Here is an 18,598-nt window from a genome sequence, read left to right as displayed (position 1 = left end):
CCAGGATCGCCGGGGCGGGGCCGGGGGACCGACGGACGGAGGTCCCGGATCCTCCGGCGCAGTGCCCGACCGGTCCGGGACCTCCAGCCACCGGCCCGCGTGCACGGCGCCGCCGAGCACCACCGCGTCGAACAGGGCGGGGTCGGGGCGCTGAGCCACGTGGACGGGCACCGCAACCACCCCGGCGGCCTGGCCGGCCGCGCACTCGCCGAGCGCCTGCGCGAGTGCCGTCCCGATCTCGGCGGTGCGCCCGTGCCGGCCGGCGACGACCACCAGGACCCGGACCGGTCTGCCGGTCATCGTGGTGCTCCGGACAGGGGGACGACCGCCACCGGGCAGGTCGCCCGGTGGAGCACGGCGTGCGTCGTCGACCCCAGTTCCACCCGGCGGCGGTGCCCGACGACGACCAGCTGGGCGGTCATCCCGGCCGACAGCACCGCTCTGGCGGGCCGGTCACGGACGACCACCTCCCGGACGACGACGTCGGGTGCCTTCTCCCGCCAGCCCGCCAGCGTCTCGCTCAGGGCGACCTGCTCGTCCGCGGCGACGCCCGCCCGGTCGACCAGCGGGCCCATCGACCGGAACGCCGTCTCCAGGACGGCGTCCTGCCAGGCGTGGACCGCGACCAGGTCGGTGCCACGGGCGGCGGCCGCGCCGAAGGCGAACTCCAGCACCTCCGCGTCGCCCCGGCCGGTCTCCACCCCGACCACGACCGATCGCCGGTCGGGCACGAGGGCGGCCGTCTCGTCCGGGAGGACGATCACCGGGCAGCGGGCGTGCGCCACCAGCCCGTACGCGGTGGAGCCGACGAGGAGGCCCGTCACCCCACCGATCCCGCGGCTGCCGAGGACCACCAGCTGCGCATCGGCCGACGCCGTCAGGAGGACGGTCAGCGGGTCGCCTTCCTCGACGGACGTCTGGATCTCCAGGTCCGCCGCGTCGACGGCGTCCGCCGCCCAGCGGGTCACCGTCGCACTGCCCGCACGCAGCCGGCCGGCGGTGTCCAGGTCGGTCGGCCGGACGGCCAGGCTGTCGAAGAGCCAGGACATGCCGTGCACGATCCGCAGCGGCACCCGGCGGCGTCGCGCCTCTTCCGCGGCGAAGCGGGTCGCCCGCAGCGACGCCTCCGAGGAGTCGACGCCGACGACCACCGGCCGGTGCGGATCGGGCGTCATGATGGATCCATCCGTCTGCCGCGTGCCGGTCTCAGGCGGATGCGTCGACGTCGAGGGCCTGCGCGCCGCGCTCGTCGGCGACCGCTTCGGTGCCGTGGAGCACCCGGACGCCGATCACGCCGGCGACGGTGTGGGCCAGGGCGCGCAGGGCGCGGTCCTCCACCTCGACGGGGACGTCCGGTGTGCCACGGGTCCGGCGGACGGTGGCCATGCCCTCGGTGACCCGGACGTCCCAGGCGCCGGGCTCGCCGGTGTAGCCCTCGACGAGCCGCAGCACGTCCTGGCGCAGGACGTCGTCCGAGCGCACGAGGGCCCGCAGCAGATCGCGTCGGCTGACGATGCCGGCCAGGCGGCCGTGCTCGAGCACGGGGACGCTGCGCAGCCGGTCGTCGACGAACAAGCGGGCGATGTCGGAGATGTCGGCCGTCGCGTCCACCGTGCGGACGCCCTCGGTCATCACGCCGCGGACCAGCAGCGGGGGTGGGACGTCCTCGCCGGCCTCGTCCCGCCGGAGGTGCAGACGCGGATCGGGGGGCAGCCGGTCGGCGAGCACGTCCGCCTCCGCGACGATCCCGACCAGCCGGTCGTCGTCGGCCACCACCGGCACGGCGGCGAAACCGCGTTCGGCCATGAGTTCGGCCGCGTACTTGGCGGACGTGTCCGGTCCGACCGTGACCACCTCGCGGGTCATGACGTCTCTGGCCTGCACAGCGCCTCCTCCGGTGGTGCCTGGGACCCGACGCTAGGTCCGGGTCCCCGGTGGTCCCCAGGGCCACCGGGCGCGCGGAGCAGGGACCTCCGTCCCTGGGGGCGGTGTGCCCGCGAGGGCTGGGGGCCCTAGGTCCCTCAGGAGGGGACCCCTGGCCCCTGCTGCGGCGGCGGTGGACCGCCACGGTGGGCAAGAGCCCGGTCGACGGCCAGGGCCATGACTCGAGGAGCAGGGATGAACGGGTCCGAGGGCACGGCGGCGGGCGAACGACCGACGGTGGTCGTGGGGGTGGACGGATCGGACGCCTCGCGGCAGGTGCTCGCCCATGCACTGGCCGCCGCCGCCCGGCGGGGTGCCGACCTGGAGGTCGTCTCCAGCGTCGGGGTGAACCTCTACGAGCTCGGTGGGGCACCGCTGGTGACGCCGGACATCGGTCAGGTCAGGGACGAGGCACTGGAGCAGGTGCGGACGCTGCTGGACGAGGTCCGGGGTGACGCCGACGTCTCGGCAGTCCCCGGCATCGGCGAGGTCGGGGTCCGGTTCGTGGTCTCCGAGCGCCCGCCCGCGCCGGAACTCGTCGATCGATCGCGGGACGCATCGCTGCTCGTGGTGGGCAACCGTGGTCGCGGCGCCGCCCGCAGTGCGCTGCTCGGCTCCGTCGCCCTGCACTGCGCCACGCACGCGGCCTGCCCGGTGGTGGTCGTGCACTCCTCGCCGGTGGCGGCGGACCGCCCGCCGCGGGTGGTGGTCGGAGTGGACGGTTCGGCCGGGTCCAGGGTGGCGTTGGTGGCGGCGATCGAGGAGGCCACCCGTCTCGACGGCGTCGTCGAGGTCGTGAGCAGCTTCCAGGTCACCGACCTCTGGAGCGATCTGTCCTCCGTGGTCGTCCCCTCCTCGGACAAGGTGCGCGCGCGCATCGCCGGCCATGCCCGGGAGCAGGTGGCCGCCGTGCTCGGGGAGAACCCGGCCACCGACGGGGCCCCGGAGATCCGCTTCGAGGTGCACGAGGGAGCCGCGGGCGAGGTGCTGATCCGGCAGTCGCGCGGGGCGGCCGTGCTCGTCGTCGGCAGTCGCGGCCGCGGAGCGTTCCGTTCCCTGCTGCTGGGCTCCATCGCGCTCGACTGCGCGGTGCACGCCCCCTGCCCGGTCATGGTCGTCCGTCCGCTCGCCGGCCCCGCGGCCCCTCGGCCGCGGTCGGAGTCCGCGATGGCCGACCACTGACCCGGAGCCGTCGCTCCCCGTGGTCCCGGGGGACGAGCTGGTCCCCGTTCCCGACCTCGGCTACACGCGGGGCATCACCGTCGACGCCGCGGCCGAGGCCGTCTGGCCGTGGGTGGCGCAGATCGGCCAGGGCCGGGGCGGGTTCTACAGCTACGACGGGCTGGAGAACCTGTTCGGCTGCGACATCCACAGCGCGACCGCGTGCTGCCCGAGCACCAGCGGGTCGTGGCCGGTGACGTCGTCCGGCCGGCTCCGGGGAGAGCACCGTCGTTCCGGGTGCACGAGGTCCGGCCATCCGCCGCGCTCGTCCTGGTCAGCGCCGGGCCGTCGGGCACCGGCCGGCCGGCTCCCGCGCCCGTCGTCACCTGGCAGTGGGTACTGCGGCCCGTGGACGGCGGCCGGCGCACCCGGCTGCTCGTCCGGCAGCGGTTGAGCCGTCCTCGGGGGCAGCACGTGTTCCGGCGCCTGGTGGAGCCGGTCGGTCTCGGGATGGAGCGGCGGATGGTCCGCGGGATCCGGGAGCGCGCCGAGCGCGGATGACGACCGCAGCGGGCGGTGCGGTCAGACCCACGTCGTGCCACCTCGGCCGTCGGACACGGGATGGCGGGGGCCTGCCGAGGAGGCGGGCGGCTCCTGGTCCGGTCCGGGGCGCGGCGGCTGCCAGCTGTCCGTGACCGCGTCGGACCGCGGCCTCCGGGGTGTTCTCCCGGTGGGCTCCGCCCGGCCGATCCGCAGCAGCATCTGCGGGTGGGCGTCCCACCTCAGTGCCGCCCGGAGCTGCGTCCGGGTGACGGGGACCTCGATGGCCTGGGTGATCGGGCCGGCCACCCAGCCGAGCCGGGTCAGCTCCAGCAGCACCCGCTGCAGCGCCTCGCCGGACCGCAGCCAGGCCTTCGGGTCGTCGTCCCTCGTCGCCAGCAGGACCAGCGTCTGGCCGGGGGCGCCGGAGGCAGCCCGGGGCGGCAGGGCGCCGGTGCCCCCGGTGTCGAAGTCGCGGATAGGCACGGCGTCGGGCGGGGCCCCGCCGGAGCGCGGGACCACCTCGCCGGGCACGCCTTCCCCGGACGACGCCGCCCGCGTCGTCCAGTGCCGCAGCTCGGCCCGGTAGGCCGGGGAGGCGTTCTGCACCGCGTCGGCCTGCCGGGTGAGACGCGCGACCAGCTGCCGCTGCGCCTCGCTCACGACCGGGACCAGGGTGGTGTCCTCCGCCGCGGCCGCGCTCGTGAGGTGCCGGAGGACGTCCTCCGGCACCGGGCCGGGCGCGAAGCGCCGGCGGTTGGTCCGGCGCTCCGCCACAGCGGGCGCGAGGGCCGCCAGCTCCCGGTCGATCCGACCGGTGACGGGACGGAGGACGGCGACCAGGTCCGGGTCGCCGTGGCGCGGGAAGCGATCCACCTCCACCGCCCAGTCCTCGGCGGCCAGCGCCACCCGTGCGGTGAGCAGGGCGGCGCCCACGCTCTGGAACATCGCCCGACCCTGCGGGTCCAGGGCGGTCAGCTGGCGGGTCCGGTCGACCCGGAGGTCCATGCGGTCCGGGTGCATCCCGAGCCGCCACGGCTGGGTGTTGTGCACCGAGGGCGCCCGGACGGCGAGGTCGGCGGCGTGCTCGAGCGCCCGGATGCAGGGATCGGGCGGGGTCGGCGGTGCGCCGGCGGCCGGGGGTGGAGCGGCATGGCTCATGAGGTGCTCCTCGCTCGGGGATCCGCCCGAGCGTCCGCGCCGGGAGCGGTGACGGCGCGGGTCCCCGGTCACGCGCCGTGGAGACCTTCGCCCCTGCATGCGACTCCCCTGACAGGACAGGCTCGGGACGAGACCGGCGGGCACCGCGGCGACCGCCGCGCCGCCACCGGTCGGGAGGAGGCCGTCGTGCCCGACGACCCGACGTACCCGGTGCGCGTGGACGCCAGCCCGGACCCCTCGCCGTCCCGCGGCCTGTGGCTGGTGAAGTGGCTGCTGCTGCTGCCGCACTACGTCGTGCTGACGTTCCTGTGGATCGCCTTCGTGGTGGTGACCGTCGTGGCGTTCGTCGCGATCCTCGTCACCGGCCGCTATCCCCGGGTGCTCTTCGACTTCAGCGTCGGCGTCCTCCGCTGGAGCTGGCGGGTGCACTACTACGGCTACGCGGCGCTCGGCACCGATCGCTACCCGCCCTTCACGCTGGCCGACGTCCCCGACTACCCCGCGCACCTGGACGTCGCCTACCCGGAGCGGCTCTCGCGCGGGCTGGTGCTGGTCAAGTGGTGGCTGCTGGCACTGCCGCACTATCTGGTGGTGGCCGTCTTCGCCGGTGGCGGCGTGTGGCTGACCACCCGGGGCGGCGACGGGGGCGGGTACGACGACGGCTGGGGCGCGGGCGGCCTCATCGGGCTCCTCGTGCTCGTCGCCGGCATCGTGCTGCTGTTCACCGGCCGCTATCCGCGCGGTCTCTACGACTTCGTCCTCGGCATGGACCGCTGGGTGATCCGGGTGGCCGCGTACGCGGGCCTGATGACCGACCGCTACCCGCCGTTCCGCATGGACATGGGCGGCCGTGACCCGGGTTCCCGCCCGGCGCCGCCGGTTCCCCCGGCCCCGGTCGGGGGAGCGACGGCCGCGGGGACGGGGACGGCGGCCGGCGGGTGGACCGGGGGCCGGACCGTGGCCGTGGTGATGGGTTCGGTCCTCCTGTTCCTGTCCACGGGCCTGCTGGCCGGCGGCGGCGCGCTCCTGTGGGCCGACCGGACCCAGCGCGACGACGGCTACGTGATGAGCGGATGGGCCGACCTGAGCTCGCCGCGGCACGCGGTCGCCGGCGAGGGCGTGGAGCTCGAGACGGGCGGGTCGGACTGGGTGATCGACGACTTCCTCGGCACCGCGCGCCTGGAGGTGCGGTCCGACGACGGGCGCGACCTGTTCGTCGGGGTCGCGCGCACCAGGGACGCCGACGAGTACCTGGATGGCGTGGGTCACGGACGCCTCGCCGAGCTCGGGCCGGGCTGGGACGGCCGGCGGACGGGGCCGGCCACGATGGACGACGTCGCCGGCGGGCCACCGGCGGTGCCGCCCGGCGAGAGCGACATCTGGGTGGCGCAGTCCACCGGCCCGGGGACGCAGGTGCTCGACTGGCGGCCGGCCGACGGCACCTGGACGGTCGTGGTGATGCGGGCCGACGGCGCGCGCGGCATCGACGCGGAGGCACGCGTCGGGGCCACCGCGCCGGGGCTGCCCTGGCTGGCCGGGGGGCTGCTGGGCACCGGCGCGCTCCTGGCCCTGGCCGGCGGTCTGCTCGTGGTCCTGGCGGTCCACCGGGCGCGGCAGGGCCCGCCGGCCGGGGGCATCCCGGCGCAGCGGACCCCGCCACCCTCGCCGGCCGGGGCCTACGACGCCCCGGTGGCCGGATCGCGCCCCGGCGACCCGACCTGACCGCGGGAGGCCGACCAGCGCCGTCGCCGCCCGCCGGGACCAACGTCCCGGCGGGCGGGGGCCGTCCGCCCGCCTCCGCCGGGCGCCGCCGAGATCGTGGTGCGCGGCCGCACCGACCAGCGACGCGAGGAGACCACCGTGCAGAAGGCCAGCGAGACCGACCCTCGCGTTGACGCCGGACCCGCGCTGGAGCGGCGCGTCGTCGTGGGCGTGGACGGGTCGCACGGGGGGCGGCTCGCGCTCGCCTGGGCGCTGTCGGCAGCCGCGGCCCGGGGCGCGGACCTGGAGGTGGTGAGCGCCTTCCCCGTGGGCGTCTTCTGGCTCGACCCCTATCTAGTCGACGACCGGCGGATCGAGGACGTCCGCCGGGACACCGAGGCCCGCGTGCGGGCCCTCGTGGCGGAGGTCCGGGACGACCCCGCGGTGTCGGCCGTCCCAGGCACCGCCGAGGTCCGGGTGTGGGTCGTGGCCTCGCCGGGACCTGCGGCGCCGGCGTTGGTCCACCGCGCCGACGGAGCAGAGCTCCTGGTGGTCGGCAGCCGCGGGCGGGGAGGTCTCCGCAGCACGCTCCTGGGGTCGGTGGCGCTGCACTGCGCCGTGCACGCCGGCTGCCCGGTCGCCGTCGTGCACCCCGCCTCCGGCAGCGCCCCCGCGGGCGCGGCCGCCCGCCGGGTGGTCGTGGGACTGGACGACTCGCTGCACGCCCGGGAGGCCCTCCTCGCCGCCGTCGACGAGGCCGCACGCCGGGGCGCCCGCGTGGAGGCCGTCCTGGCCTACGAGACGCCCAACTACTGGAGCGACATGTATGCGGTGATGACGTCACCGCCCGGGCGGACCCGTGACCAGGCGCTCGAACGCGCCGAGACCGTCGTCGCCGAGGTCCTGGGCGGGGACGCCGGGACGGTGGACGTGGTGGTTGCGGACGGCCCGCCCGGGGAGGTCCTGGTGGGGTCGGCGGCCGGAGCGGAGCTGCTGGTCGTCGGCAGCCGGAGCCGGAGCATCCTGCAGGGCGTGGTGCTCGGGTCGGTGGCGCTGCACTGTGTGGTCCACGCACCCTGCCCGGTGCTCGTGGTGCGGCCCGCGCCGGAGCCGGACCAGGTCCGTCCCGAAGCGGCGGCCGATCCCGCCGCCCACGGCTGACGCGGGGAGGGCGGGTGCGCGCCTGGGTGGTCGGCACACCGGGGCCGGTCGACAGCGGCCCGCTGCGCCCCGTCGAGCGCCCGGTGCCGGCACCCGGCCCGGGCCAGGTCCGCGTGCGGGTCAGCTGCTGCGGCGTCTGCCGCACCGACCTGCACCTGGCCGAGGGCGATCTCGTGCCGCGGCGGGCACAGGTCACCCCCGGTCACGAGGTCGTCGGCTCCGTCGACGCCGTCGGTCCGGGCGCGCACCGCTTCGCCCCGGGGGAGCGGGTCGGCGTGGCCTGGCTCGGGCGCACCGACGGCAGCTGCCGGTTCTGCCGGCGCGGGGACGAGAACCTGTGCACCGACCCGGTCTTCACCGGCTGGGACGTCGACGGCGGGTACGCCGACGCGTGCCTGGTCGACGAGCGCTTCGCCTACCGGCTGCCGGAGGGCCTGACCGACGAACAGGCGGCGCCGCTGCTCTGCGCGGGCATCATCGGCTACCGGGCGCTGCGGTGCGCCGACGTCCCGCCGGGCGGCCGGCTCGGCATCTACGGCTTCGGTGGCAGCGCGCACCTGACCGCGCAGCTGGCGCTGGCACAGGGCCTGGAGGTGCACGTCCTCACCCGGGGTGAGCACAACCGCGAGCTGGCTCGGTCGCTCGGCGTCGACTCGGTGACCGGCGCGGCCGGAGACTCCCCGGTGCCGCTGGACGGCGCGATCCTCTTCGCCCCTGCCGGCGAGCTCGTCCCGGTGGCTCTCCGCTCCCTCGACCGCGGGGGCACCCTGGCGGTGGCCGGGATCTGGCTGTCCGACGTCCCGCGGCTGGACTACGCCGCCGAGCTGTTCCAGGAACGCCGGCTGCGCAGCGTCACGGCGAACACCCGACACGACGGCGAGCAGTTCCTCCGCCTGGCCGCCAGGCTGGGGGTCCGCGCCACCACGGTCGCCTATCCGATGGACGCGGCGCCGGACGCGCTGGCCGACCTGGCGCACGGCCGCTTCGGCGGGGCCGCGGTCCTCCTCAACTGACGGCCGCCCGCCGCCCGCGGAGGACGGCGGCCAGTCCCTTGTGCAGCCCGTCCGCGGCCAGGACGGCGGGGATCGCGGCCGCGGCGACGAGCAGGCCGAGCAGTGGCGGCGGGCTCATCCCGAGCAGATCGGCGACCGGCGGCGCGAGCAGCATCGCCGCCAGGACCAGCACCTCGATCGCCACGGCCCCCAGCAGCAGCCGGTTGCTACGCCAGTCCAGCCGCCAGGCCGGGCGGGTGCCGCTCCGGCAGGCGAACGCGTTGGCCAGCTGCCCGAGAACGACGGCGGTGAACGCGGCGCCGGAGGCCGTGGCCAGGAGGGCGGCGTCCGCGGCCGCCCCGTAGGTCCACCCGCCGCTCACCAGGACGACGAGGAACGCGGTCATCGCCACGGTGGCCTCCGCCGGTCCGAGCACGCCGAGCGCCCGGCGCAGGAGCCGCCCGTCGAGGAGCCGGCGGCGCGGCGGCGGCCCGTCCAGGACGTGCGGCGAGGCCGGCTCCGCACCCAGGGCGAGCGCGGGGAGGAGATCGGTCGCGATGTCGATGGCGAGCACCTGGAGCACCCCGAGGGCGAGCGGGATGCCGCCGCCGGTGAGCGAGAAGACCAGGAACGGCGCGAGCTCGGCCACGTTGTCGGTGAGGTGGTAGGTCAGGAACCGGCGGATGTTGGCGAAGGTCGCCCGGCCCTGGCGGACGGCGATCACGATGGTCGCGAAGTGGTCGTCGAGGAGGACGAGATCGGCGGCCTGCCGTGCGACGTCCGTGCCGCCGGCGCCCATCGCCACGCCGATGTCGGCCGCCCGCAGCGCGGGGCCGTCGTTCACGCCGTCGCCGGTCATCCCCACCACGTGGCCACGGGCCTGCAGCGCCTGGGCGATGCGCAGCTTGTCCTCCGGGGCGACGCGGCAGACGACGACGCCGTCCCGGTCCAGCAGGGTACCGAGCTCGTCGGGGGACTCGGGGAGGTCGGCGCCCTCGACGACCACGGCGTCCTCCCGCCAGAGACCGACCTCCTCGGCGATGGCCCGGCCGGTGGCGCCGGAGTCGCCGGTGATCATCGCGACGGAGATGCCGGCCCTGCGGCAGTCGGCGAGCGCCTCGCGAACACCGGGCCTCGGTGGGTCCTCGAGCCCGACGATGCCCAGCAGTTCCAGTTCCTGCTCCGCCTCGTCGGCATCCGCGTCGTCGGGGAGCGGGCCCGGCCGGCGGGCGACGGCCAGGACGCGGAGCCCCCGGGCGGCCATCCCGGCGGCGACCCCGCCGGCATCGGCGGGGCCGGTGCAGCGGGCCAGGACGCTGTCGGGGGCGCCCTTGACGCTGAGGACCCCGTCGACCCAGACCGACATGCGGCGGCGGCGCGGGTCGAAGGCGAACCGCCGGACCCCGGCGGGTGCGCCGGTGGCCGTACCGGGGACGCCCAGCCGCTGGGCGAACGCATCCAGCGCTGCCTCCATGGGGTCGCCGACCGCCTGCCAGGCCGCACCGGTGCGTTCGATCCGGCCGGTGGAGCACACCGCCGCGGCGCGCGCCACCTCGCGGGCCGCGTCCACCGCCCGGGGACTCCCGTCGAGTTGCGCGGTGGGCTCGTAGCCGATGCCGTGGACGGCGACGGTTCCCGCCGGTGCCCACACCTCGACGACGGCCATGCGGTTCTGGGTGAGCGTCCCGGTCTTGTCGGTGCAGATGAACGTCGTCGACCCGAGCGTCTCCACCGACTCCAGTCGCCGCACCAGTGCCTTGTCGCGGGCCAGCAGCTGGGCGCCGCGGGCCAGCGACAGCGTGACCGTGGGCAGCAGCCCCTCCGGAACCAGGGCCACCGTCACACCCACGGCGAAGAGGAAGCCGTCACCGGCCGGCAGCCCGAGCAGGAAGCCGGCCGCGAAGCAGGCCAGGCCGAGCCCGATCGCGAGTGCGGTCACCGTGCGCACGACCCGGTGCAGCTCGCGGGAGAGCGGCGTCCTCGCGCGTTCGACCGTCCGGGTCATGAGGGCGATGGAGGCCAGCCGGGTGTCGCGGCCGACGGCCGTGACCGTGGCGGCGCCCTCTCCCTCGACGACGAAGCAGCCGGCGAAGGCCGGCTCGCCCCGCTCCTTGGCCACCGGCTCGCTCTCGCCGGTCAGGGTCGACTCGTCCACCCGCAGGCCGTGCACGTCCACGACCTGCACGTCGGCCGCCAGCCGGTCACCGGCCTCGAGGAGGACCAGGTCGCCCACCACCAGGTCGACGGCGTCGATCTGCTGCCGGAGCCCGTCCCGCACGACGGTGACCCGGTGGGGGACCAGGCTGCGCAGCGCGTCCGCGGCCCGGTCGGCGCGGTACTCCTGGACGAAGGCGAAGACGCCGTTCAGCACGACGACGACGACGATGGCGATGCCGAGCTGGGGCAGGCCGCCGACGACGGCGAGCCCGGCGGCCGCCCAGAGCAGCAGGGCGAAGAAGTGCACCAGTTGGGCGACGAGCAGCCGCACCGGCGACGGCGCGGGCGGCTCCGGCAGCCGGTTCCCGCCGGGTGGGCGGCGGGCGGCGGCCTCGGCCGAGCCGAGGCCGCGCTCCGTCGTCGCGGTCACGGCGGTCCGGGCGGTTGCGCCCCCCGCATCAGGATCTCCTCGCGCACGAGCCGGCTGAGTGGTCCGTAGGCCCACCACCAGTGCAGCTGCAGCGCCAGGCCCCAGGCCGCCAGGGAGAGCAGCGGCCACGGGAACCAGGTTCCGGAGGCGAGCCCGGCGACCAGCCACACCACGACCAGGACCGCGTTGACCACGGCGTACACCAGCAGGTGCACGGTGACGTGCCGACGACGGGCCAGGACGGTCTGCACCGCGGCGGTCAGGTGCGGCGGTCGGTGCGCCGCCGTCGGCGGTCGGGTGCCGGAGGCGTCGGGGGTGGGCATCCGGGCAACTCCAGGTCCGCTGACGGGGTGCGGTCACCAGGGACCGGTCGCCGTCCAGCGTGGCCGCCCGGTCCGGGTGCAGCGGGGTGCGGGAGGTCCCTACCTGCGCATCGGGTGGTCCCTGGCCGGGACGACCTTCGGCCCTGCCCCGCACCTCCGGTACGTGGCCACGGTGGTCCCAGCGGACAGGGGCCGGCGCGGACGAGGGGAGACCCACATGAGGACAGCGCGGAGGGACCGGCCGGTACGGATCCGGGCGGCCACGGCCGGAGGGCTGGCCGTGGGGTCGACGGCGGTGGGTGCGCTGGCCGTCGGGTCGCTGGTGATCGGCTCCCTGGCGGTCGGGATGCTGGCGGTCGGGCGGCTCGTGATCGGCCGAGCGGAGATCAAGCACCTGCGCATCGCTCACCTCGAGGTCGACGAGCTCACGGTGACCCGCTGGCAGGGGCCGTCGCCCGCGGGCGCGGCACCGGATTCCCCCTGACGGCACGGTCCCGCCCATCGAGCGGGCGACGTCCGCGGACCTGGTCATGCGGGCGATGGACGCCCGGAGCCCGGTACCGCAGAACGTCGGTGCCCTCCTGGTGATCGGTGGTGCGGCGACCGATCTGCCGGAGCTCGAGCGGGTGCTCGTGGCGCGTGCCGCGGCCGTCCCCCGGCTGCGGCAGCGGCTCGTGCCGCTGCCGCCCGGCTGCGGCAGGCCCCTCTGGCTGGAGTCGGCGGACTTCGACGCCGCCGCGCACGTCCGGCACGTCCGGTGCCCGGAGCCAGGGGACGAACGGGCGCTGCTCGACCTGGTCGCCTCCGTCGTCGCCGAACGCCTGCCCACCCGGCGCCCGCTGTGGTCCGCCGTGTTCGTGTCCGGTCTCCCGGCCGGCCGCATCGGCCTGGTGCTGGTGGTCCACCACGTCCTCGCCGACGGTCTGGGCGGTCTGGCCGTGCTGGTCCGCCTCCTCGATCGCGGCCCGGGCGTCGTGGAGCCCATCGCGTCCCGGCGGGCGGCGGGCGCCCGGCCGTCCTGGCGCCGGCTGGCCGCGGACGCCCTGCGAACCGAGCTGGCCGCGCTCCGCCGGTTGCCTGCCGCCTGGCGGGACCTGCGCCGTGCCACCCGAGCCGGGGGCGGGCTGCGGTCGGCACCCGCGGCTCCGTGCTCGCTGCTGGCGCGCACGGGTGGCCGGCCCGTCCTCGCCGTCGTCCGGGCGGACCTGGCCGGGTTGCGGACGGTCGCGCACCGGCACGGGGGCACGGGCAACGACGCGGTCCTCGGTGCGGTCGGTGGTGCCCTGCACACGGTGCTGGCGCGGCGGGGCGAAGCGGTCCGCACTTTCCGCGTGGCGGTCATGGTGTCGGCCCGGCGGGCGGCCGATCCCACGGAGCTCGGCAACCGGGTCACCCCGCTGCTGGTGGACGTGCCGGGTGACGGCTCGCCGGAGGACCGGCTGCGCCGGATCGCCGGCACGGTGGGCCGCGCACGCGAGCAGGCCACGGGGCCCGCAGTGGTGAGCGTCCTGGGACCGGTGTTCCGGTGGGCGGCGCGCCTGGGCCTCTACCGGATGTACATGACCCGGCAGCGCCGGCTGCACACGCTGGTCTCGACCGTGCGTGGACCGGTCGAGCCGGCCACCCTGGGCGGGCTGCCGGTGTCGGCGATCGTGCCGGTCGCCCTGGGGGAGCCCGGCAACGTCACGGTGAGCTTCGTGGTGCTCTCCTACGCCGGCACCCTCACGGTGACGGTGACGGTGACGGCCGACGCGTCCGTGGACGACCTGCCGGTGCTGGCCGCCAGCCTGCAGGCCGAACTCGACGCCCTGGTCAGCGCGGGAACAGCTCGTCGAGGGTGACGAAGCCGTAGCCCGCGGCCCGCATCCGCTCGATCGTCCCGGGGAGCGCGTCGGCATCCAGCGTCGAGCCGTCGTCCGGGTTCGACCCGATGTGCATCAGCACGATGGCACCGGGACCCAGGGCTGCCATGGCGCGGTCGGTCACCTGCTGGGCGGTCTGGCCGGCACCGGTGCCCTTCCAGCCGAGCGTGTCGACCGTCCACCGCACAGCGACGTAGCCGAGGCCGTTCACCACCCCGATGGTGCGGGCGTCGCGGTCGCCGAACGGGAAGCGGAACAGCGACCGTGGGTCGGAACCGGCCGCCCGGATCTGCTCTTCCGCGCCCAGCACCTCGCTGGCGATCGCCTCGTCGGAGAGCTCCGTGAAGTTCGGATGGGTCGCGGAGTGGTTCCCGATGCGATGACCGGCAGCTCGGATCTCGGCGGCCCGGACGGGATTCGTCCGTGCCCACGCCCCGGTGAGGAAGAAGGTGGCCGGCACGTCCTCGGCGGCCAGGGTCGACAGGATGCTGGGCAGGCCGGCCGAGTTGGCTCCGGCGTCGAACGTGAGTGCGACCACCCGTCGGGTCGTGGGGATCACCTCGACGTCCCGGCCGCGCAGCCCGTCGGGGACGGCGGACGGCGTGGTGGATCCGGGGGTCGGGCCGCTCGAGGGAGCCGGCGCGGAGGACGTCGGCGAGGCGGACGTCGGTGCGGAGGACGTCGGCGAGGCGGACGTGGGCGAGGCGGACGTCGGTGTTCCCGCGGCCCGGCCGTCCTCCCGCCCCCCACCGCAGCCCACCAGTGTCAGGACCAGGACGGCCGCCACCGCCGCCGCCGGACCCACGCGTCGCGCCACGCCCGCCATGCCGACTCCTCACGTCGTGCACAGCACAGCGCCGGACCGGCCAGGGGGCCACCGCCGCAGGACATCGGCCCGTCGGGACCAAGGGCATCGCCGGCAGGGCGGTCAGCCTCCCGGGAGGGCCCGCCCGCCGCGGAGCGCGACGGGCGCGCGCAGCGGAGGCCCGGCGGTGGAGGGCACGCCCACCAGCAGGTTGAGGAGAGCTCCTGCCGCCGCTCCGGCGGCCGCGCCGCCGAGGACGTCGAGCGGGGCGTGGCCACCGAGGTACGCGCGGGCCACCGAGTTGAGCAGGGCCAGCGCCACCACCACCAGGAGCCAGCGGCGGCGCAGGTACGGGGCGAGCAGGACGACGATCCCGAACGCGACGACGGCGTGGCCCGACGGGAAGGACAGGCCGGCCGACGGGACGTCGCGGAGGACGGCTCCCGGGATCGTGGTGCCGGGGCGTTCGCGCTGCACCAGGACCTTCAGGAGCTCCCGTTCCACGACCAGCTTGAGCGGGACCAGCAGGGCGAGCGCCAGCGCCAGCCGCCACCGCCGCAGGAGCAGCGCAACGGCGGCCACGAGCAGCGGCATCCCGAGCACACCGAGGATCTGGAAGCTCCACAGCGGCCACTGCAGGGTGTCCGGCCAGCCGTTCACGGCGGTGAACACCCGTCGCTCGAGAGCGCCGACCGTTCCCGGGGCCACCGCCCAGGCGCAGAGCCCGGTGGCCGCGGCCGCCACTGCCGCCGTGCGCACGTCGGCCCACCGCCGCCGGTAGCCCCTGCTCACGCCGCGGCTCCGACCGGGACGACGGGTTCCCCAACCCGCCCCACACCACGCCGCCAGAGCAGCCAGGCCGCGAGCCCGAGCGGGATGGGGAGGAACCAGGTGAGGAGCCGGAACAGCAGGACCGCACCGGCCGCCGCCCCGGGACCGACGCCCACGGCCGTGAGCCCCGCGACGTAGCTCAGCTCGGCGACACCGAGGGCCCCCGGCGTGATCGGCACCATCGTCACGAGGCGGGTGACGGAGAAGACCGCCAGGACGACGATCCAGTGCAGCTCCGCGCCCTGCCCGTCCACCGTGCGCAGGCAGGTCAGCAGCAGCAGGAACAGCACCACGTGGCTGACGACGGCAGCGGCGCTCATCAGCAGCCAGCGGTTCCTCAGCAGCTGCACCGAGTCGGTGCGGAAGCGTTCGGTGCGTTCGACCCAGTCCGACGGTCCGGACCGGTTGCGCCGGCGGGCGACCGTCGTGGCCACTCGCTGGGCCGCGGCGGCGAGGACGGCACCGGCCCGGCGGTGGGTCAGCCCGGCCACCAGCGCGGCCACCGCGATCAGCAGGAGGACGCTGCCGAGGACGGCCGCCACGGTCAGCCCGGGGTGCGGGTCGCGCACGAGGACGAGGCCGCCGAGGGCGAGCGCCGGCATCGCCAGTTTGACCAGGTTGTTCCATACCCCGGTGAGGGCCACCGCGCGGGCGATGACGGCGGGGGAGAAGCCGAAGGAGTGGTGCATCGCCGCGGTCGTCCCGACACCGAAGGCGAAGCCCACCGGCACGGTGTTGGAGATGGCCGTCGAGGCCTGGTCGGCCAGGAGCGCCCGCCACCAGGTGAGTCCCGGCACGGCCGCCACCCAGAGCGGCGCGTAGGACACCAGGTTCAGCGCCCCGACGGCGACCACCAGCGCCGTCTCCGCCCAGGTGAGCGCGCGCACCAGCTCCCAGGCGCGGCCGTAGTCGGCGATCTGCGGCAGGACCCCGGCGAAGATGGCCACGACCACCCCGACGGTGAGCACCAGCCGCCCCAGTCGGCCGGAAACGTTCCGGCGCAGGGCGCCGTCCGGGGCGAGCGGACGGGTCACGTCAGGTGACGGTGCTCGAACCGGACGGAGAGGAGCGAACCCAGACCGGCCGGGATCCAGAAGGTCAGCAACCGGAAGGCGAGCACCCCTGCACAGGCGCTGGCCAGCGGCGCCCCCAGCGAGAGGAGGGCCAGCAGGAGGGAGACGTCGGCGGCACCGGGCATGCCGGTGACCGGGAACACCGACCACAGCAGGTGCAGCGCGCCGTAGACGGTGGTGGTCGCCAGCAGCGCCACGTCACCGCCCACGGCGTGCACCGTCGCGGCGAGGACTGCGGCTTCCAGGGCCACGCCCGCCGTCGCCCATCCCAGCTGCGGCCACCAGTTCCAGGCCGGAGCCGGACGACCGGGCCGCCACGCGAGGGCGTCGCGCAGCGTCCGGGTCACCTGCCGCGGTGGCTCCGCGCCCCCCTGCGGGGCGGTCGCGGCACCGTGCCGACCGGCCAGCTCCTGGCCGGTGAGGACGAGCGCCCACGCAGCCAGCCCGAGCAGGACGGCCGGGACGAGCGCCTCCGGACTGCGCCAGCCGGTGAGCCGTCCCTCGACGACGGCGAGGACCAAGGTGACCAGGGCGACGACGAGGGCGGCAGCGATCGCCCCGGCGACGAACCGGTCCGTGGCCCGGCGGGCTTCCTCGGGGACCACGCCGGCGCGCTCCAGGAACCGGGCCGCCGAGCGCCGCCATCCGATTCGCCCGTGCAGCAGCGAGGCCCCGTCCGCGGCCATCGTCGCGCCGACGGTGCGGCCCAGCGCCAGCCGGCGGTCGACGGTGAGCAGTGCAGCGGCCGCCATCGCGACACGGGCCAGCACCGCCAGGGCGAGCGCGCCGCCCAGCCAGCGCCAGCCGCCCTCCTCGACGGACCCGAGCACCGCGGACGCCCCGGCCAGGAGGGGCATCCCGACGAGGACGAGGACGACACCGGTCCCGACCGCCGTCCGGGCCACGGCGCCGGGCGGCCCGAACTCCGGGCGGTCCGGGTCCGGAAGCTGCAGCCGTCGCCGGACCTCGCGGCGCAGCGCCCGGAGCCGGCCGGGCCGGGTGCGCATCCCGTCCCGGGTGACCGAGGAGAGAGTCAGCGGCGCGAGCCCCGGCAGCGCGGCCGCGACCGCGCCCGCCCCCAGACCGTCGATGGCGGACCCGACGACCAGCTCCGGCTCGACGTGCAGCGCCAGGGAGGCCATGAGCTCGGCCGCGTCGCCGTCCAGCGACTGCTCGTCGGCGCCCGTCTGCGCGTTGCCGAAGTCGACGATCCAGGGGGCGCCGCTGCCGTCGACGAGCACGCTGGAGGCCACCAGGTCGTGGTGGGCGATGCGGGCGGCCCGGAGGCGGGCGACCTGCTGCCACACCGCCCCGAGCAGGTCCGGCGTGATCTCCGCGGGCAGGAGGTCGTCCAGCGGCCGCCCGGGGACGTGCTCCTGGACCACGACGCCGCCCCGGTCGGTGCCCCGGGCCAGCACCACGGCCGGAACCCGAACCCCGCGCTCCCGCGCGGTCATGGCCGCCACCGCCTCGTGCTCCGCCTGCTGGCCCAGCGGCGCGACGGCGTCCGCGTCCTTGATGTCGCGCACGGCGATCACCCGCCAGAGCCGGTAGAGCCAGTCCCGCTCGAACCGGTCGGGGTCGAGCGCCTTGACGTAGAGCCGCCGCCCGTCGTCGTCCACCGCGACGAACGGGTGCGAGCTGCGGGCGACCACGTCGGCGGGGCGGAGGTCACGCACGGGGAGGCCGAAGCGCTGCAGCATCCCCGCGATCCGGGCCGGCTCCGGCTCCCAGCGCGGCACTCCGAACAGGTAGTGCACGAGGGAGCCGATCGCCCAGCCCACCGCCGCTCCGCCGAGGATGTCCAGCGGGAGGTGCGCGCCGACGTAGACCCGGGCGATCGCCACCGTCCAGGCCAGCGCCCACGCCATCCGCCGCCCGCGACGGGAGAGGTAGGGCACCGCGGCCGTCGCCAGGGCCGCCGCCACGGCGGCGTGACCGGAGATGAAGCCGATCCCGCTGACGTTGCCGTCGAGCAGGTTCGCCTCGACCAGCCCCACCGGCCGTTCGCGCCCGACGACGCTCTTGACCAGGTCGGCGGCGAGGTAGGCGAGCAGCCCCGCCACCAGCATGTCGCGGGCCATGCGGAAGCGCCGGGTCAGCGCGGCGACGCCGGCGACGACCGGCACGGCGACGACGTTGCCGAGCTGCATGACGGCCCAGACGATCGGGAAGACGATCTCGGGCAGGTCGTTGACGATCCGGAACAGGTCCCGCTCGAGCACCGGCAGTTCGCCGCGCTGCGCGATGAGGAACCCGACGCCGAAGATCGCCAGCCCCAGCGCGACCCGGACCAGGTCGACGGGATGCCGCTGCACCCTCGGCACGCGGTGCCGGCGCTCGGCACCGGGCTGCGCGGTCGCCGGAGGAGTCACCTCTTCGATCGTCACCGTGCCAGTCCACTTCCTGCCGGGGCGACCAGGGAGGGTCTTCCGACCCGGGCGGGAAGGCACCCGGTCCCGGCGCACCACGGAGGCT

General features: G+C 76.3%; 16 protein-coding genes. 7 read left to right on the top strand and 9 right to left on the bottom strand.

Translation table 11 applies throughout. The features are described from left to right. Nucleotides 1–296: 296 nt before the first annotated feature. A complete protein-coding gene (locus tag BM142_RS10145; RefSeq protein WP_092196970.1) occupies nt 297–1,175 on the bottom strand; it encodes a universal stress protein in 879 nt (292 codons plus the stop codon). 31 nt (nt 1,176–1,206) lie between these two features. Then, on the bottom strand, nt 1,207–1,884 hold the full coding sequence (locus BM142_RS10140) for a CBS domain-containing protein (RefSeq protein WP_139228831.1): 678 nt from the start codon (nt 1,882–1,884) through the stop codon (nt 1,207–1,209). 234 nt (nt 1,885–2,118) lie between these two features. Here BM142_RS10140 and BM142_RS10135 point away from each other — a divergent pair, with 234 nt between their 5' ends. Both BM142_RS10135 and BM142_RS10130 read left to right on the top strand, forming a co-directional pair. Beyond that, the gene (locus BM142_RS10135; protein ID WP_175527206.1) at nt 2,119–3,105 is read left to right on the top strand and encodes a universal stress protein; all 987 of its coding nucleotides are present in this window, start codon (nt 2,119–2,121) and stop codon (nt 3,103–3,105) included. A gap of 201 nt (nt 3,106–3,306) precedes the next feature. Further along, nucleotides 3,307–3,645 (top strand): hypothetical protein, encoded by a 339-nt coding sequence (locus BM142_RS10130; protein ID WP_092196961.1) that lies wholly within the window; start codon nt 3,307–3,309, stop codon nt 3,643–3,645. A 21-nt stretch (nt 3,646–3,666) separates the two neighbouring features. Here BM142_RS10130 and BM142_RS10125 read toward each other — a convergent pair whose 3' ends face one another. Beyond that, nucleotides 3,667–4,785: an Acg family FMN-binding oxidoreductase gene (locus BM142_RS10125; RefSeq protein WP_139228830.1), complete on the bottom strand. Its 1,119-nt coding sequence runs from the start codon at nt 4,783–4,785 to the stop codon at nt 3,667–3,669. Nucleotides 4,786–4,971: 186 nt separating this feature from the next. Here BM142_RS10125 and BM142_RS25155 point away from each other — a divergent pair, with 186 nt between their 5' ends. From BM142_RS25155 to BM142_RS10110, 3 genes are all read left to right on the top strand, one after another. Further along, a complete protein-coding gene (locus tag BM142_RS25155; RefSeq protein ID WP_254790742.1) occupies nt 4,972–6,507 on the top strand; it encodes a DUF4389 domain-containing protein in 1,536 nt (511 codons plus the stop codon). A 138-nt stretch (nt 6,508–6,645) separates the two neighbouring features. Further along, nucleotides 6,646–7,647, top strand: coding sequence for a universal stress protein (locus tag BM142_RS10115; RefSeq protein ID WP_139228829.1), 1,002 nt, complete (start codon nt 6,646–6,648; stop codon nt 7,645–7,647). A gap of 14 nt (nt 7,648–7,661) precedes the next feature. Then, complete coding sequence (locus BM142_RS10110) at nt 7,662–8,660, top strand: zinc-dependent alcohol dehydrogenase family protein (protein WP_092196955.1); 999 nt, start codon at nt 7,662–7,664, stop codon at nt 8,658–8,660. Here the strand turns inward: BM142_RS10110 and BM142_RS10105 are convergent. Next, complete coding sequence (locus BM142_RS10105; RefSeq protein WP_175527205.1) at nt 8,653–11,226, bottom strand: cation-translocating P-type ATPase; 2,574 nt, start codon at nt 11,224–11,226, stop codon at nt 8,653–8,655. The two genes, BM142_RS10110 and BM142_RS10105, sit on opposite strands and share 8 nt — an antisense overlap. Beyond that, complete coding sequence (locus BM142_RS10100) at nt 11,223–11,549, bottom strand: 2TM domain-containing protein (RefSeq protein ID WP_092196949.1); 327 nt, start codon at nt 11,547–11,549, stop codon at nt 11,223–11,225. Before BM142_RS10100 ends, BM142_RS10105 begins: the two co-directional genes overlap by 4 nt. Before the next feature lie 217 nt (nt 11,550–11,766). Here BM142_RS10100 and BM142_RS10095 point away from each other — a divergent pair, with 217 nt between their 5' ends. Both BM142_RS10095 and BM142_RS10090 read left to right on the top strand, forming a co-directional pair. Next, nucleotides 11,767–12,033: a hypothetical protein gene (locus BM142_RS10095; protein ID WP_139228828.1), complete on the top strand. Its 267-nt coding sequence runs from the start codon at nt 11,767–11,769 to the stop codon at nt 12,031–12,033. Between the two features lie 46 nt (nt 12,034–12,079). After that, complete coding sequence (locus BM142_RS10090; RefSeq protein ID WP_092196942.1) at nt 12,080–13,390, top strand: wax ester/triacylglycerol synthase domain-containing protein; 1,311 nt, start codon at nt 12,080–12,082, stop codon at nt 13,388–13,390. On the opposite strand, the gene BM142_RS10085 is transcribed toward BM142_RS10090, so the two are convergent. The 4 genes from BM142_RS10085 to BM142_RS10070 all read right to left on the bottom strand — a co-directional run bounded on the left by BM142_RS10085 (nt 13,362) and on the right by BM142_RS10070 (nt 18,495). Beyond that, nucleotides 13,362–14,237 carry a polysaccharide deacetylase family protein gene (locus tag BM142_RS10085; RefSeq protein ID WP_092196939.1) on the bottom strand — a complete coding sequence of 292 codons (876 nt, stop codon included), beginning with the start codon at nt 14,235–14,237 and terminating at the stop codon, nt 13,362–13,364. The two genes, BM142_RS10090 and BM142_RS10085, sit on opposite strands and share 29 nt — an antisense overlap. A 102-nt stretch (nt 14,238–14,339) precedes the next feature. Then, nucleotides 14,340–15,008: a phosphatase PAP2 family protein gene (locus BM142_RS10080; protein ID WP_092196936.1), complete on the bottom strand. Its 669-nt coding sequence runs from the start codon at nt 15,006–15,008 to the stop codon at nt 14,340–14,342. Beyond that, a complete protein-coding gene (locus BM142_RS10075) occupies nt 15,005–16,081 on the bottom strand; it encodes a lysylphosphatidylglycerol synthase transmembrane domain-containing protein (RefSeq protein ID WP_175527204.1) in 1,077 nt (358 codons plus the stop codon). Before BM142_RS10075 ends, BM142_RS10080 begins: the two co-directional genes overlap by 4 nt. Next, the gene (locus BM142_RS10070) at nt 16,078–18,495 is read right to left on the bottom strand and encodes a phosphatase PAP2 family protein (protein WP_139228827.1); all 2,418 of its coding nucleotides are present in this window, start codon (nt 18,493–18,495) and stop codon (nt 16,078–16,080) included. Before BM142_RS10070 ends, BM142_RS10075 begins: the two co-directional genes overlap by 4 nt. Between the last annotated feature and the right edge of the window lie 103 nt (nt 18,496–18,598).

Source organism: Blastococcus tunisiensis (assembly GCF_900112815.1).
GTDB classification, from domain to species: domain Bacteria; phylum Actinomycetota; class Actinomycetes; order Mycobacteriales; family Geodermatophilaceae; genus Blastococcus_B; species Blastococcus_B tunisiensis.
Note: the sequence above shows the minus strand (reverse complement) of the source record. Positions and strands in the feature narration are given on the sequence as shown.